Below are 16,595 nucleotides of genomic sequence, written 5' to 3' on the forward strand. Positions count from 1 at the left end.
CCTGTTTTTGCGGCTAGATAGCATATTCAGTCCCTAATTCACCGCAACTTGTTGGTGGTGGCTTACTGGTAGCTGGTGGTGGCTTACTGGTAGCGTAGGCACTCCACCGGGTTGAGCTTTGCCGCGCGGCGAGCGGGGTAGAAGCCAAAGATTACGCCGATGCCGACGGAGACGCCGAAGGCCAGCAGCACCGTGGCGATTGAAAAGCTCGGTGTGATCTGCCCACTGGCACCGAGCTCGTTGAGAACCCCTGATCCTGCGGCAAACACCGCGAGGCCCCAGGCCAGCAGATAGCCAATCAGGACACCCAGCAGGCCACCGATGACGCACAGCGCCGAGGACTCGGTCAAAAACTGCGCGGTGATATCGCAACGACTGGCGCCCAGGGCACGGCGAATACCGATCTCGCGGATGCGCTCAGTCACGTTGGTGAGCATCATATTCATAATGCCGATTCCGCCGACAAGCAGTGAGATACTGGCGACAGCGCCCATGATGAGCGAGAAGGCGCCCATAAACGAGTTGAGTGCATCGATGGCGCTTTTCATGGAGGTCGCCGATACGCTGTCGTACTCATCATCCTCCGAGATGCCCTTCATCGCGCGCACCTTAGACTCGATGGTCTTGCAGAGCTCGTCCATGTCTGTGCCCTCGGCGGCAAGTGCCGTCACGCTGGGGAATGAAGGATTCTCGTCGCCAAACAGGCCGGAGATGGTTTCGCGTGGCATATACAGCGTGAGCGAGCCCATGGAGTCGCTGCCGCCATCAATCACGCCTACAATCTGCACCTCGCCGTTGGACACCTTGATGGTTTTCCCCAGCGCATCCTGTTCGTTGCCGTAAAGCTGATCGGCGCCGCCGCGGCTGATGAGCGCCACGCGCGAGCCTGATTGAGACTCTGCCTGTGAATAGACACGTCCTGCAACGAGCTTGCTGGCACCCACGGCGTCGAGCATGTCGCTGTCGACACCCTGTGCCATGACGGTATAGCTTTTATCGCCAGACTTGTACTCGGTATACGCGCTGTCGACAATCCCGATCTGCTCTATCTGCGGCACCAGTTTTTGAAGCTTCTGGACGTCAGAATCAGTGAGTTCTTGGGACGAATAGATCTGCACCATGCGGGCTGCATTGAGCCCCAAGCTGTTGACCAGGCTGTTTTGTATGCCGCCGATGAGCGAAGTCATGGCGATGACCGATGCGATGCCGATGACAATGCCCAGGATGGTGAGCAGGCTGCGCCCCTTGTTGGCCTCGAGCGAGTGAAGTGCTTCCTGGATGAGATCGCGGGCGCTCATGCCTTCGCTCCTTTCGGCTGATTGGTGGTTGCAGAAATCTCGGGCAGGTTTTTGACGGCCCCGCGTAACGTATTCGGTGTATGCGCGACATATGCGCCGTCATGGATTCGCCCGTCACGGATGGTTACGGCTCGATCGGCCTCGGCGGCGATGCCGGGGTCATGCGTGATGAGTACGATGGTCTTGCCGCGTTTCTGGAGCTTGTGGAAGGTTTCCATGACGAGCGCCCCGGTTGTCGAGTCTAGATTTCCCGTTGGCTCGTCGGCCAAAATGATGGGCGGGTCGTTGACGAGGGCGCGCGCGATAGCGACGCGCTGCATCTGTCCGCCCGAGAGTTCCGATATGCGGTGGTCCCAATGGTCGACCGGCAGTGTGACGGCTTGCAGCGCGTGCACGGCGCGCATCTCGCGCTGGCTACGCGGCACATTGGTGTAGGACAGCGGCAGCATGACGTTTTCGATCACCGTCAGACGCGGCAGCAAGTTAAAACTCTGAAAGACAAAGCCGATGCTCAGCGCGCGCACCTCGGTGAGCTCATCATCGTCGAGCTCGGCGACGTTGAGCCCTTGCAGGAAATAATCACCCGCCGTCGGCTTGTCCAGGCAGCCCAGGATGTTCATGAGCGTCGACTTGCCCGAGCCCGAGGGGCCGGTGATTGCGACGAACTCACCGGGGTTCACCGCCAGGCTCACGTTGTGCAGGATGTGGGCGCAACCGGCTTCGCTCTCAAAGATGCGGTGCACGTTGCGGATGTCGATGACGGGACGCATTACTTGCCCTCGTCGGCAGACATATTGTCGCCGCCGTCTGCCGTCATGCCTGTGCCGGTATCCGTCACGATGGTGTCGCCGTCGCGTAACTTGGTAACCGGGACGTCTGGGTTGATCTCGTTGCCCTGGTCGTCGCGCTTGACCTGTGTCTTGCCGACTACAGCCTCGTTGTCGTTTTGCGTCACGACGGTCACCTTGACGCGGCGGGTTTGCTTGCCCTCGTCATCGGTTGCCACGTTGACGTAATAGTGTTCGCCGTCTTCGGTCATCAGCGCCATGGTCGGCACCATAACCACGTCGTCGAGCTTCTCGGTCACTACCGAGACCTCGGCAGTCATACCCGGCTTAAGGCGACTGTCGGGTGCTTCGATGAGGATGTCGACGTTAAAGGTCACGCTGCCGCCGCTACCGGAGCCGGAGTCAGAGTTTGCCACCGAGGCGATAGCCGTGACGGTGCCCTGGCTCACGATATCGGGAAACGCGGGATAGGTCACGTTGGCGCTTTGGCCCACGGCAATTTTGGCGATATCCTTTTCGCCCACCTGAACCGTCACCTTCATCTTGGACAGGTCGGCGATTTGCATGCACTGCTTGCCGCCGCTCGTGTCGCTTTCACCCATGATCATGCCGCCTGTTACCGTAGCGCCCACCTTGGCGTTGAGCTCCACGATGCTGCCCGAGCTGGGGGCCTTTACGGTGCGCTCGGCCGCCTTTGCAGTTGCCTGTTCCAGCGCTGCCTGGGCCGAGGCGAGGTTGCGCTGGGCGGTCGAGACGGCATTTGCGTTGGCGTTTGCGTCCGATGGACCGGTCGATCCGTCACTGTCCGTTGTCGGTGCGGCCTGTGCGGCCGCGAGTGCCACCTTTGCATTGTTCAGGTCTTCCTGGGCGGCCGCGACCGCGCGCTGCGCCTCGGAAACAGCGCTATCGAGCGCGTCGTTCTTAATGGTCATGAGTACGTCGCCCTCGTTGACGCTCTGTCCGGCCTGCACGTTGATCTTTTCAACCGTACCGTCGACAGAAGGGGAGACGACCGATGCCGAGATGGGCTTAAGCTGCCCCTTGGCTTCGACTGTGGTGGTAAACGTGCCTTCGGTGACCATGTCGGTCACCGGTCCGTTGGTGCCTGCGGGTTGCGCGTTGATGACCAGCGTTGCGATGATGGCAATGAGCGCGATGGCAACAACGACACCGACGGCGATACCGCGTCGGATGAGCTTTTTGCGCCGACGCTCGGCACGCTTTGCCTTGAGCTTTGCATAGGCTTCTTCATCGGAGATATCGGTCGAATCGTCGAGACTCGTTTGGGGCTGCTTGGTGTCTGCAGCGCTGATAATCGGCAGGGTCTCGGTGGCATCTTGGGGCATGCGATCGGAATCGTCAGGACCCGGATTGATCGTGGGGACCTTGGACATAGCGTCTCCTTTATCGATATGGCTCCGATAAGTATATACGCCCGTCGCGATAGGCGGGCGTATAGAAGTTGCGGATGACGGTACTGTAAGTTTTGTCGCCGTGCTGTTTACTTGTTGTAGACGTTAGCTGCGTTACGAGTGCACAACCACGCAGAGGCCGACTTTGATGCGCTCGTGGAGCGACTTGGCATCGGCCAGACGCAGGTTGATACAACCGTGGCTACCGCACCACTTGTACGATTCGGCGTTATCGAAACTCGAATCGTTTTGCCAGGTGGCGTCGTGGAATCCGACCATATTGCCCTCGAACGGCATCCAGTAGCTTACCGGGCTCTCGTATTTGGGCTTGCCGGTCTCGGGGTCCTTGGCACCGATGAGTTTGCTGGCGCCATCGTTGCTGTTGATCTGCCATACGCCCTCGGGGGTGGCGTCTTCGCCCGGTTTGCCAGAAATAAAGTTGGCCTCCCACACGATGTTGCCGCTCTCGTCGTAGTAGCGCGCATGCTGCTCGGACAGGTCGACGTCGATATAGGCCTTCCAGTCGGGCTCGCCCTTGGCGGTAAATGTGTCGGCCTTCTGGGAGTACTTGATCTCGATTTCGCCGGTCTGCTTGTTGTTGATGGCGTCCTCGACCTGCTTGGCGAGCGAGCTGCTGTCGATGGACCAACCAAAGTCGCCGCCTTCGACGGCGCACTGCTTGCCATCGGCGCGCGTCCACCAGCGAGTGGAGCCCACGGTATTAAAGCCGTTGGCGAGCTCGGCTGCCCAGCTGCTGATCTGCGACGTTTCGAGCGTGGGGTTGGCCGGATCGGCAAAGCTGATCCACTGCAGCACGGAGCTGCCATCAACCTTGCCGGCATCCTCGCCGTTGAGCTTGAGGGTCACGTTGACGCCCAAGAAGTTGTTGGCGGCATCGCATGCAGACTGAATCTGATCATCGGTCAGCGTTCCATTGAGCGGCTCATAGGCATCGTTGCCGAGCTTGGAAAGATCTACGGTCTCGGCCAGCGAGGCAAGCTCGAGCTCGGCATACTTAATGACATGCTCGCGGTTGAGTTTTTCGTTGGAGCGCGCCTTCTCGACGGTAAACTTGCCGGCCTGCTCGTCATAGGAGCTATTGGCCTCGAACGCGCCCGAACGCCCCTCGTTAAACTCGTCGATGGCGGCGCCCAGATCCTTCTCAAACTGCTTTTGGTCAAAGGTGTCGGAGAGCATGGACAGGTCGACGTCTTGATCAAGATCGACTTCGTTGGAGCTAGCGGTTGTTTTGGTCTTGCCGCTTAAGGATTCTACAAGGCGAACCGGCCATACAATGGCTTCGTTGCGGCTGATAATCTCTTTTGCGGCAGCTTCGCCGTCGACAATGGGCTCATCGGACTCGGGCTGATAGGTCCAGCTAAAGTCATCGCCTGTCACGGTGAGCTTATAGTGCTTCCAAGCCGAGTTGACCTTGGTGGCGGCAGACGAAGCGTTGGAGAACGAGACATCGACGCCGGCGATAGTGGTGTTGGGGTAGGCTACCTGCGAAAACGCTACGATGCCTACGATATAGACAATGACGATTAGACCCAGGACGACAAAGAGCGTCGTCTTTTTGCCCGACTTATTGTTGCCGGCGGACTTGCGCGCGGGGCCACGATCGCCTCGAGCGTTCGTCGGGGGCTGCTTGGGCGCATTGCCGTTTGCCTGGCGCTGCTGACGTTGTTGACGCTGCTGTCGCTGTTGGTTCGGGCGTTGGGAAGCGTTTGCTGCACTACGCTGCTGACCGTGGCTCGGCGCGATAGGACGCGGCGACTGAACGCCGCCGGTGTGCCTGCTCGGCTGCTGCGGATCGGGAATCAGTTGAGTTCGATCGTTTTGCGACATCGTATGCATATCCTTCGATTTTCGCCTTGCGGTTCATCGTGTTTTTACTGGGCTTGCATTATAGCGATTGCCCTGCTGTTTGTGGTACGGAAACGGTGGCATTCAAAAGAGGTGGGACATTTGTCCCACCTTTGAGTCGTTCTTTGCCGCTATCCGCACACACCGCATTTTGCACAGGCCGAAAGTGCGGCCGGAGCCTGCGCGATGCCGCCCTTTGCCGTCTCGCGCAGCGTGGCCGGCAACGCGTGGCCCACCGAAAGCATGACATGTGCCATCTGGTCAAACGGCACCAAGCTCTTAATGCCTGCGAGGGCGAGTTGTGCCGAGCTAAAGGCCGCTGCCACGCCAATGGCGTTGCGGTTTTGGCAGGGCACCTCCACGAGGCCACCGACGGGGTCACAAACGAGGCCCAGCAGGTTACTCAGCGCGATGGAACTGGCGTCGAGCGCCTGCTCGGGCGTGCCGCCGAGCATCTGCACCAGCGCGGCGGCTGCCATGGCAGCGGCGCTTCCAACCTCGGCCTGGCATCCGCCCTCGGCGCCGGCGACGCAGGCACTCGTGGTGAGGTTGAGGCCGATGGCGGCGGCGCAGTAGAGGGCATCCATGACCTGTTCGTCGTCGAGCTGGAGGTGATCGGCGAGCGCCAGCACGCAGCCGGGTACGACGCCCGCGGAGCCGGCCGTGGGGGCGGCGACGATCACACCCATGGTGGCGGAGCGCTCGAGCACGGCCATCGCTCGGGACACGGCATCGGTCTGAACGGGGCCCATTAGGCTTGTGCTCAAATCGTTGCGGCAGGTGGCATCGACGAGTTTGGCTTCGCCGCCGATAAGCCCGCCGAGCGATTGCTGCGGATTGGCGATGGGGGCCGTGGTCTCTTCGCGCATGACGTCGAGCACGCGGCGCATGGCTGCGATAGCATGGGCCTCGCCGGTCAGACGCGCCTCACGCATGGCCATAACGGCGCCAATATTCAGGCCGAGCTCGGCGCACGCATCGAGCAGCTGCTCGCCGTCGTCGAAGATCTCTTTGGCCGAGACGCCGGGGGAGAGCGATGAGGCTGAGCCGGGAAGCTCAATAAAGGTCGCGTAGTCGACGTTATCGAGCTTGCGCAGCATGGGGATGACGGTGTCGTCTGGCGCGCCGTCGGTCTCAAAGACGGAGTAGGCCTGGCCGCCCACCTCGGTGCGGTAGGTGCGGCAGAAAGCGATGTTCACGTGGGCATAGGCGAGCAGGTTGGTGAGCGCGGCGAGCACGCCGGGAACGTCGTAGTGCGCCACAAAGAGCGTGGAGTACATGCCCGAGATGTCGACGCCGACGCCGTTGATACGGCTGATGCGCATCTTGCCGCCGCCCAGACTCTCGCCGCGGACCTGCGCCGTGGCGCTCGTGTCGTCGACCATGTCGATGTCGACGGTGTTGGGGTGGATGGAGGCGTCGTCGCCCTTGATGTCAAAGTGATATTCGAGTCCCTGCTCGCGTGCGAGGTCGAAGGCCTGCTTGATGTTCTCGTCGTCGGTATCGAGGCCCAGGATGCCCGCGACGAGCGCGCGGTCGGTGCCGTGGCCGCGGTAGGTGTGGGCGAAGGAGTTCCATAGGCCAAAGGTGACCTTGGTTATGCGGCCCTCGAGCAGACTTGCGGCCACCTGGGCGCACCGCAGGGCGCCGGCGGTGTGTGATGAGCTGGGGCCGACCATGACGGGGCCCAAGATCTCGAATGCCGAGGTCGTAGCTAGTGTTTGCGGCTTGCCTGCCATGGTTGCTCCTTTTCTATCCCGTCGTCCCGAGGGACGGGGCATAAGGTCGCCTGCTCGGACAGTCCTGCTCGCACGGAGAGCACATTAAGTGCTCTCCGGCTCGTGCGGAACTCGCGATCGACCTTATGCCCCGCCCCTCGGGACTTAGGATACATGGTTGGGGCGGCTGTGCTGCAAAATTCATCGGCTGGTGACTTATTCCGCGTCCCGTGTTGGCTCATCTTCGCCACCGGTTGATAAAAAAGAAGTACCGGTTGGGACCGGTACTTCTTTTTTGAGGGCGTTTGTGTTGTTGCGACCTTAGCGGTTCTTAATTAGAGGCCGCAGGCTGCTTTGAGTTCTTCGACTCGGTCGGTGTTTTCCCAGGTGAAGTCGGCGTCTTCGCGGCCGAAGTGGCCATAGGCTGCTGTCTTTTCGTAGATCGGGCGACGCAGGTCCAGGTCGCGGATGATTGCGCCCGGACGCAGGTCGAAGGTCTTCTCCACGGCCTCGACGATCTTGTTCTCGGCTACATGCGCGGTACCGAAGGTGTCGACCATGATTGAGAGGGGTTTGGAAACGCCGATGGCGTAGGCAAGCTCGACTTCGCAGCGGTCGGCCAGGCCGGCGGCAACCACGTTCTTGGCTACCCAGCGTGCGGCGTATGCGGCCGAGCGGTCGACCTTGGTGCAGTCCTTGCCGCTAAAGGCGCCGCCGCCGTGACGGCCGTAGCCGCCGTAGGTATCGACGATAATTTTGCGGCCGGTCAGGCCCGTGTCGCCCATGGGGCCGCCTACAACGAAGCGACCGGTGGGGTTCACATAGATGTCGGCGTTGTCCCACGGCATGTTCTCGGCGGCCATGACCGGGGTGATGACGTGCTCGATGAGGTCGGCCTTGATCTTGCCCATGTCCTCGATCTCGGCGGCGTGCTGCGTGGAGATGACGATGGTCGTGACCTCGACGGGCTTGCCTTCCTCATAGCGCACGGTGACCTGGGTCTTGCCATCGGGACGCAGATAGGCGAGGGTACCGTCGTGGCGCACGGCTGCCAGGCGCTCGGCCAGGCGGCTTGCCAGGTAGTGTGGCATGGGCATGAGGGTCTTGGTCTCGTTGGAGGCATAACCGAACATCATGCCCTGGTCGCCGGCACCGATCAGGTCGATCGGGTCGGTGGTAGCGCCGGTCTGGGTCTCGAAGGACTCGTCGACGCCCTGGGCGATATCGGGCGACTGCTCGTGGATGAGGCTCATAACGCCGCAGGTGTCGCAGTCAAAACCGAACTTGGCACGGTTGTAGCCAATGCGGCGGATAACGCCGCGGGCGATTTCCTGTACGTCGACGTAGGCCTGGGTGCGAATCTCGCCGGCGACGATGACGGTGCCGGTGGTCACGAGGGTCTCGCAGGCGCAGCGGACGTTCTCCACGTTGGCCGGCACGCCGTTGGGGGCGATGTAGCCCTGCTCCTGCAGCTCTATTTCTTTGGCGAGAATTGCGTCGAGGACGGCGTCGCTGATCTGGTCAGCGATCTTATCGGGATGACCTTCGGTCACCGACTCCGACGTAAAAACAAAGGACCCGTGTTGGGGTGGGATGGAACGAAGTTCTTCTGACATGATTGTCCTTTCAATAACGTGTCCCGGCGACCGTTACCATTCCGCCGGGCTCTCTATGCAAGGGCACATCATAGCGCGTAAATCAAACATTCACACCCTTTCCGCACCTTCTCATTGGGGACAGACTTAAATGATCAGTCTTAAACTAAGAACGTTCCCAAAGACTGATCATTTAAGTCTGTCCCCAATGAGTAGGTCGGTGCCCTTTGTGCGGAGGTTGCTTTGATGCTTTATACTGGTGCGGTTAGACATCCATCCTGCAATCGAGGAGATTTCCATGGCATCAGACGTTCGCGTCCGCTTTGCACCCTCACCGACGGGCAAGCTGCACATCGGCGGCGCCCGCACCGCTATCTATAACTGGGCTTTCGCCCGCTCAAACGGCGGCACGTTCATCCTGCGTATCGACGACACCGACCCCACCCGCTCCACCGACGAGAACACGCAGATCATTCTGCGCGCCATGCGTTGGCTGGGCCTGGACTGGGACGAGGGCCCCGAGGTGGGCGGCGACTTTGGCCCCTACGCGCAGACCGAGCGCCTGGACCTGTACAAGCAGGCCGCCCAGAAGCTCTGGGACGAGGGTAAGGCCTATCCGTGCTTCTGCACCAAGGAGCAGCTCGACGCCGACCGCAAGGCCGCGCAGGAGCGCAAGGACCCCTTCCAGGGCTATCAGCGCCGCTGCCGCGATCTTGATCCCGAGGAGGCCCGCCGCCGCATCGAGGCTGGCGAGTCCTACGTCCTGCGCATCAAGGTGCCCGAGGACCGCGGCGACGTCGTCATCCACGACGCCGTCCACGGCGAGGTGACCTTCGATGCCAAGGAGCTCGACGACTTTGTCATCTTCCGCTCCGACGGCACACCCACGTACAACTTCGCGACCGTCGTCGACGACGCCATGATGAAGATCACCCACGTCATCCGAGGCGACGACCACCTGTCCAATACTCCGCGCCAGGTCATGGTGTACGAGGCCCTCGGCGCGCCCGTGCCCACGTTCGCCCACATCTCCATGATCCTGGGTGCCGACGGCAAGAAGCTCTCCAAGCGCCACGGCGCCACCTCGGTGGAGGAGTACCGCGACGCCGGCTACCTGTCCGACGCCTTCGTCAACTACTTGGCGCTGCTCGGCTGGTCCCTCGACGGCGAGACCACGATCATCCCGCGCGACGTCCTGGCCAGCAAGTTCTCGCTCGACCGCATCTCCAAGAATCCGGCGACCTTCGACCCCAAGAAGCTCGACTGGGTCAATGCCGAGTACATCAACGGCATGTCCGATGCTCAGTTTGCCGACGAGATCATGGTCCCCGAGCTGCATGAGGCGGGTCTCATCGAGGGTAATGTCGAGTACGGCGAGGATTGGATCGACGCGCTTGCCGCCATTGTCAAGCCGCGCACCAAGATGCCGGCCGACGCCGTGACCGTCGCCGCTCCCATCTTCGCTACGGCCGAGACGCTCGAGTATGACGAGAAATCCGTCAACAAGGGCCTGGCCAAGGAGGGCATGGGTGCCATTCTTGATGCCGCCAAGGCCGCGCTCGAGGGTGTGAACGAGTGGACGGCTGCCAACATCGACGCCGCGCTTGAGCCGCTGCCTGAGCAGATGGACCTCAAGAAGCGCGTGGTGTTCCAGGCCGTGCGCGTCGCCGTCTGCGGCAACATGGTGAGCCCTCCGCTGGGCGAGACCATGGCGCTCGTCGGTCGCGACGACTGCCTGGCGCGCATCGACCGCGCCCGCACGATGGCGCTGTAATCGCTGCGCAAACGTATGTATCCGAGCCCCGCTCACCATGAGTGGGGCTCTTGTTTCTGTTGACGTATGGGATGGGAGGTATAGGGGCCATGGCCGAGCAACTGTCGCTGTTTGGTTCGCCGGAACCGGAGGAGGCTCCGAAGTCCGCGGCTCCTGCCGCCGCCCCGGCGCAGCCCGAGCCCGTACCCGAACCCGTCGTCGCCTATGCGAGCGTAGTCCTCGACATCCCGACGCGTGCGCTGTCCGAGCCGTTTGCTTACGGCATTCCCCGGTCCCTTGCTAACGAGGCGCAGATCGGATCCACGGTCCTGGTTAACTTTGGCAACCGTGCGGCCGCGGGCTATATCGTCGACATCGCGCCTGAGCTGGGCGACCTACAGGGCAACAACGCCCTCGACCCCGCGCGCATTAAAGCCATCGAGGCTATCCTCAGCAAACCGCTCTTTACCGCCGAGGCTGCCCGTATCGCACGCTGGATGAGCCGCGAGTATGTCGCGACACTTTCCGAGTGCCTGCGCCTTTTCTTGCCACCGGGTGGAAGTCCGCGTGTGGTCAAGGGCGAAGATGGCGTGTGGACGGTTGAACGTCCCGCCGTCAAGCCTATCCAAAACCGCTGGGTCATGCTCACGCCCGAGGGATTTGACTATACGCCGCCCAAGACCGCCGTTCGCCAGCGTCAGCTCATCGAGGCGCTCCAGTGCGGACCGGTCACGACGCGCGACCTCAACCTTCTCTATAACAGCATGTCGGCGACTATCAAGGCGCTCGAAAAGCGCGGCGTCGTGGTGGTGGAGGAGCGCCGTGCGTGGCGTGGCTGCAGCGAGCAGACCACGCTGTCCTCGGCAAGCGGCAAGGCGCCGGTCGCACTTACCAACGGCCAGCAGCAGGCACTCGCGCAGATTGAGCGCGCTCGCCTGGATGCGCACGGCGACGTGGTGCTCGTGGACGGTGTTACGGGCTCCGGCAAAACTGAGGTCTACCTCTCAGCTATCGAGCGCGTGCTGGCTGCCGGCCGTTCGGCCTGCGTGCTGGTGCCCGAGATTTCGCTGACGGCCCAGACCGTCGGCCGCTTCCGCTCGCGCTTTGGCGAGACGGTCGCTGTGTTCCATTCGCGCCTTTCGGCCGGCGAGCGCCTGGACCAGTGGGATATGGTATCCAGCGGTGCGGCCCGCGTGGTCGTCGGCGCCCGTTCAGCGCTCTTTTGCCCGCTCAGCGACTTGGGCCTTATCATCATCGACGAGGAGCACGAGACCAGTTACAAGCAAGGCTCCAGCCCGCGCTACCATGCTCGCGAGGTGGCTGCCGAGATGGCTCGCCGCTATCGCTGCCCGCTTGTGTTGGGCTCGGCCACGCCTTCTGCCGAGGCCCTCGACCGCTGCCGCCGTGGCACGTACAACGGTGTTACCTGGACGCGTGTGGAGATGCCCGAGCGCCCGGGACACGCCGTGCTGCCCACGGTCCGCATTGCCGACCTGCGCCGCGAGTTCTCGCACGGCAGTCGTTCCATGTTCTCAAAACCGCTGATGGAGGGCCTGGAGCGTGTGGTCGAGCGCCGCGAGAAGGCCGTGCTGCTGCATAACCGCCGTGGCTTTGCGCCGTTTCTGATGTGCCGCGAATGCGGCTGCGTGCCCACCTGCAACCACTGCTCCACCGCGCTTACGTATCACGAGCGCACACACACGCTGCAATGTCACACATGCGGATCCTCCTGGCGCGTGCAGCCGTATCCCGCGCCCACGAGTCGTTGCCCCAAATGTGGTAGTCGCTACCTTGCAAAAATGGGTCTGGGCACGCAGCAGATCGAGGACGCACTGCACCAGATGCTGCCCGAGGACGTCGCCATCATCCGCATGGATGCCGATTCCACGCGCGGCAAGGATGCGCACAAAAAGCTGCTCGAGCAGTTCGATGCCGCCGATTGCGCGGTGCTGCTGGGCACCCAGATGATTGCCAAGGGCCTCGACTTTCCCGAGGTCACGCTTGTGGGCGTGGTCAATGCAGACTTTGCGTTAAAGCTGCCCGATTTTAGAGCAGGGGAGCGCGCCTACGATCTGCTGGAGCAGGTCGCGGGCCGTGCCGGTCGCGGCGATCGTCCCGGCGAGGTCATCATCCAGACCTACCTGCCCGAGGATCCGGTCATTCGTGCCGTCGCTGAGCACGACCGTTCGATCTTTACCGACTACGATCTGGACCAGCGCCGCGACGCGCTGTACCCGCCGTTTGTTCGCCTGGTCAACATCTTGGTGTGGTCGGCGAATCGAGACGATGCGCAGGACTACATCGGACGCATTGCGAAGCTCCTCAAGCGCCGCTGGCATGCCCCCGCGCCCGACTTTTTGCGGGCGGGGAGCGCCGTGCCCCAGGTACTGGGCCCGGCTTCGTGTGTAATCGAGAGAGCCAAGGACCGTTACCGCTTCCATCTGCTTGTGAAGTCGCCCGTGGGGTACCATGTCTCTGATGATATCGACGCCTGCCTCAAAGAGGTGGGCTCCGTGCGCGGCGTGAGCGTGAGCGTTGACGTCGACGCCTATGATTTGATGTAACAACCCGAAAGGATGGCCATGGAAGCCAACGGAATCGTACTGTCGCCCGACCCTCGTCTGCGCCAGGAGTGCGCCGTCATCGAAGAGATCACTCCGACGATCGAGGCGCTTGCCGAGAAGATGAAGAAGATGATGTTCGACAACGGCGGTTGCGGCCTGGCCGCCCCGCAGATCGGTGAGCTCATTCAGCTCGTCACCATCGATTGCGACTACAGCGACAAGAACGACTACGACCCGTACGTGCTCATCAACCCCGTCATTGTTGAGCAGAGCGACCATCTCGTTCCGTTTAGCGAGGGCTGCCTGTCCATCCCTGGCATTAGCTGCGAGATCGAGCGTCCCGATCATGTCGTCGTCGAGGCGTATGACCTGGACGCCAACCTGATTCGCTATGAGGCCTCGGGCGACCTGTTCTGCGTGTGCCTGCAGCACGAGATCGATCACCTGCACGGCAACACCATGTTTGAGCGACTGAAGCCGATGCAGAGGATCAAGGCAGTCAAGGAGTACCAGGACGCCCTGGCCCGCGGCGCTCGACCGGGCGAGACCGAATAGGTTTTGCCGTCCCTGGGGCGCCCGCCTATATCATCCCGTGCTCAAACATTCTCGCTGCGCTGCGAAACTGCGCGCGGGATGATATAGGCGGGCGCCCCAGGGACTACGTTGACGCTCTTATTCTCGCCCGGGTGCCGGCGGGCCAGGGAGGGGCGTCTTCGCTGATAATTGCTTTGTTGAGAGGGCTGCTTTTGATGCGGTCCTCTCTTTGTTTTTGGGTATATTTGAACGTGTTGAATTGATCTGGCGTCTTGGTTGGGACTTGGCCTGGCGCTGTTATTTGTAGCCTTCTTGGCTCTGGGTTTGAGGGGTTTGTTTTATGCGTATTGTGTTTATGGGTACGCCGGATTTTGCTGTGCCTTCGTTGACTTCGCTTGTTGCGGCTGGGAATGAGATCGCGCTTATTATTACTCGTCCTGATGCTGTTCGTGGGCGTGGTAAGAAGTTGGAGCCGTCTCCTGTTAAGGCTAAGGCGCTTGAGCTGGGGTTGCCGGTTGTTGAGGCTAATCGCATGACGCCGGAGGTTGTTGAGGCGCTCCAGGCTGCGCAGGCTGATATTTTCTGTGTGGCTGCCTATGGCTGTATTTTGCCTGATGAGGTGCTGCATATGGCGCCGCTTGGTATTGTGAATGTTCATGCTTCGCTGTTGCCTCGCTGGCGTGGTGCTGCTCCAATTCAGCGTGCCATTCTTGCTGGTGATGAGATTGCCGGCGTTTCCATTATGCGTATTGGGCATGGTGTGGATACTGGCGCTTATTGTGCCCAGGCTTTCACTTCGGTTGCCGGTAAGCATGCCGAGGCGCTCACGATGGAGCTTGGCGAGCTGGGTGGCAAGCTGCTTGCCGATGCGCTTCCTTCGCTTGCCGACGGCAATGCAGTTTGGACTGAGCAGGATGAGTCGCTTGTTACCCATGCTGCGAAGATTTCCAAGCAGGAGATGCGTCTGGATCCGCAGATGATGGCGCTCGATTGCGTGCGCCATGTGTTGGCTTCGTCCGATACGGCGCCTGCTCGTTGCGTTATTGCTGGTAAGACCGTGCGTGTACTCGATGCTGTGCCGGCCGACGAGTCGCTCGCAGAGGGCCAGGTGCTTGTCAAGGCCAAGCGCGTTTACCTGGGGCTTTCCGATGGTGCGGTTGAGCTGCTTGAGGTTAAGCCCGATGGCAAGCGCGCCATGGCTGCTTCTGCCTGGGCTGCTGGTCTGCAGGGTGCCGACCTTACGTGGGGTGCTCTGTCATGAGCAAGCTGTCTCCCGCGCGCAAGCTTGCGCTCGATGTGTTGATGGAGGCAGATCGCCGCGGCATGTACGCGCGCGACGTGCTGTCCTCCCGTGCTTCTGCCAAGGCCATTGACCAGCGTGATTCCGCGTTTGCCGCTCGTCTGGCGCTCGGCGTTGCTGCCACACAGGGCATTTTGGATGAGCTGCTCGACCAGTTTCTGGATAAGCCCAAAAAGGTCGCGCCGCGTGTGCGCATGGCGCTTCGTATCTCTGCCTTCGAGATGCTCTACCTGCATACTCCGGGTCGCGTTGCCGTAAGCCAAGGTGTTGAGCTGGTCCGTAGCGGCGCTAAGTCTGCCGCGGGCCTTGCCAACGCCGTGCTCCATAAGGTTGCGGATAACGTTGAGGATTTTGCCACCGCCTCCGATGCCGATGAGTCCGAGCGCCGTTTGGTGCGCCTGTCGCGTCTGATGGGTCTGCCGCGTTGGTTGTGCGCCCGCATTATGGCGTCGTTCGATACGCCCGAGGGTGCGCTCAACTTTGCTGGCAATCTGGCGCCTGCGCCGCTTGCTCTGCACGAGAATGCCTTCGCGACCAAGGCCGATCCGTATATCTCGCAGCTCGTGGCTCCTGTCTTCCCGGGCTGCCATGCGCCGGTCGATGCGCAGGCCACGGTTGCGTCTGGCGTGTTTGAGCGTGCTGCTGCGGTGGCATCTGACCTCAACGCGCAGCTTATCGCAACGGCGGCTACGCGCCCCGGAAGCTGCCTTGAGATCGGCGCCGGTCGTGGCACCAAGACCTATGTGATGATGTGCCAGGCCAAGCGTGCCGGATATGAGCGTCAACATACCGCGCTCGACCTTCACGACCGCAAGTGCGATCTCAATCTCGCGCGCCTGCATAAGGCGGGCATCAAGGGCGTGCGAACCGTCTCGGGCGATGCCTGTGAGCTCAACGAGGTGCTGACTTCTTTTGACGCCATGCGCGGCGTGCAGGTCAAGTTCGATACCGTGTTTATCGATGCGCCATGCTCGGGTACCGGAACCATGCGTCGCCACCCCGAGATCCCGTGGCGACTGACCGAGAGCGATGTGACGACCGAGCTGCCTAAGCTTCAGTTGACGATGCTCAAGGAAGCAGCCGCGCGCGTGGCTACCGGCGGTGAGCTTATCTATGCGACGTGCTCTGTCTTTGACGAGGAGAACGCGCAGGTCGTTGATGCCTTCCTGGCTTCTCCCGAGGGCGAGGGCTTTGCCGTGGCGCCGCTCAGCGAAGCCCAGATTCTGCAGCTTCCCGAATTTGAGCAGGCCAAGAAGCTCGTATCCGTCCGCCAAAACGACCGAGGCCTCTTCCAAAGTGTCCCCGTAAACGCCGACTCCTACGACGGCCACTTCTGCGCCCGCCTGGTCCGCAAGTAACTTCTAAGTTGCGGTGAAATAGGGACCGAATATCGGCATCTACCCGCCAAATAGTCCTTATTTCGCCGCAACGCACGAAGGCGGCCCTGCGACCGATTGTTTGGTCGCAGGGCCGCCTTCGTGCGTTTTGTTGTGGCAAGCTCTTAGTGGCTATGCGGGCAGTTGGCGCAGCAGCCGCTGGTGGCGCTGGTGCTGGAACCGCCGCTGCGCTGGTCGGTGTTGTAGAAACCACTGCCCTCAAACTTGATGCCGCTGGCCGAGAACGTTTTGGCGGCCGGAGCGCCGCAGCTTGGGCACACGACCTCGGGGGTCTCGGACATGGGATGCTCAACCTCAAACACGTTGCCGCAGCTCGAGCACTTGTAATCGTAGCGCGCCATAATACTTCCTTTTCAGCACAAAGCGGGCA

General features: G+C 61.4%; 12 protein-coding genes. 5 read left to right on the plus strand and 7 right to left on the minus strand.

Going from position 1 to position 16,595, the window contains the following annotated elements:
• Positions 1–83: 83 nt before the first annotated feature.
• The 6 genes from OIL88_06530 to metK all read right to left on the minus strand — a co-directional run bounded on the left by OIL88_06530 (position 84) and on the right by metK (position 8,698).
• On the minus strand, positions 84–1,298 hold the full coding sequence (locus OIL88_06530) for an ABC transporter permease (protein HJI72019.1): 1,215 nt from the start codon (positions 1,296–1,298) through the stop codon (positions 84–86).
• On the minus strand, positions 1,295–2,068 hold the full coding sequence (locus OIL88_06535; protein ID HJI72020.1) for an ABC transporter ATP-binding protein: 774 nt from the start codon (positions 2,066–2,068) through the stop codon (positions 1,295–1,297). Before OIL88_06535 ends, OIL88_06530 begins: the two co-directional genes overlap by 4 nt.
• Positions 2,068–3,480, minus strand: a complete 1,413-nt coding sequence (locus tag OIL88_06540) for an efflux RND transporter periplasmic adaptor subunit (GenBank protein ID HJI72021.1) — start codon at positions 3,478–3,480, stop codon at positions 2,068–2,070. Before OIL88_06540 ends, OIL88_06535 begins: the two co-directional genes overlap by 1 nt.
• A 132-nt stretch (positions 3,481–3,612) precedes the next feature.
• Positions 3,613–5,346 (minus strand): L,D-transpeptidase, encoded by a 1,734-nt coding sequence (locus OIL88_06545; protein ID HJI72022.1) that lies wholly within the window; start codon positions 5,344–5,346, stop codon positions 3,613–3,615.
• 149 nt (positions 5,347–5,495) lie between these two features.
• Positions 5,496–7,103 (minus strand): L-serine ammonia-lyase, iron-sulfur-dependent, subunit alpha, encoded by a 1,608-nt coding sequence (gene sdaAA, locus OIL88_06550; GenBank protein ID HJI72023.1) that lies wholly within the window; start codon positions 7,101–7,103, stop codon positions 5,496–5,498.
• A gap of 314 nt (positions 7,104–7,417) precedes the next feature.
• The gene (metK, locus tag OIL88_06555; GenBank protein ID HJI72024.1) at positions 7,418–8,698 is read right to left on the minus strand and encodes a methionine adenosyltransferase; all 1,281 of its coding nucleotides are present in this window, start codon (positions 8,696–8,698) and stop codon (positions 7,418–7,420) included.
• A 277-nt stretch (positions 8,699–8,975) separates the two neighbouring features.
• Between metK and gltX the strand changes: the two genes are divergently transcribed.
• From gltX to OIL88_06580, 5 genes are all read left to right on the plus strand, one after another.
• On the plus strand, positions 8,976–10,451 hold the full coding sequence (gltX, locus tag OIL88_06560; GenBank protein HJI72025.1) for a glutamate--tRNA ligase: 1,476 nt from the start codon (positions 8,976–8,978) through the stop codon (positions 10,449–10,451).
• Positions 10,452–10,540: 89 nt separating this feature from the next.
• Positions 10,541–12,994, plus strand: coding sequence for a primosomal protein N' (gene priA, locus OIL88_06565; GenBank protein HJI72026.1), 2,454 nt, complete (start codon positions 10,541–10,543; stop codon positions 12,992–12,994).
• Positions 12,995–13,012: 18 nt separating this feature from the next.
• A complete protein-coding gene (def, locus tag OIL88_06570; GenBank protein ID HJI72027.1) occupies positions 13,013–13,549 on the plus strand; it encodes a peptide deformylase in 537 nt (178 codons plus the stop codon).
• Positions 13,550–13,868: 319 nt separating this feature from the next.
• Positions 13,869–14,789, plus strand: coding sequence for a methionyl-tRNA formyltransferase (fmt, locus tag OIL88_06575; protein HJI72028.1), 921 nt, complete (start codon positions 13,869–13,871; stop codon positions 14,787–14,789).
• A complete protein-coding gene (locus OIL88_06580; GenBank protein ID HJI72029.1) occupies positions 14,786–16,186 on the plus strand; it encodes a hypothetical protein in 1,401 nt (466 codons plus the stop codon). The genes fmt and OIL88_06580 overlap by 4 nt, the downstream gene beginning before the upstream one ends.
• 143 nt (positions 16,187–16,329) lie before the next feature.
• Here the strand turns inward: OIL88_06580 and OIL88_06585 are convergent, their stop codons facing one another.
• Positions 16,330–16,566, minus strand: coding sequence for an FmdB family transcriptional regulator (locus tag OIL88_06585; protein HJI72030.1), 237 nt, complete (start codon positions 16,564–16,566; stop codon positions 16,330–16,332).
• Positions 16,567–16,595 lie beyond the last annotated feature (29 nt).

The sequence above is a fragment of the Coriobacteriaceae bacterium genome (assembly GCA_025992855.1).
GTDB lineage: Bacteria > Actinomycetota > Coriobacteriia > Coriobacteriales > Coriobacteriaceae > Collinsella.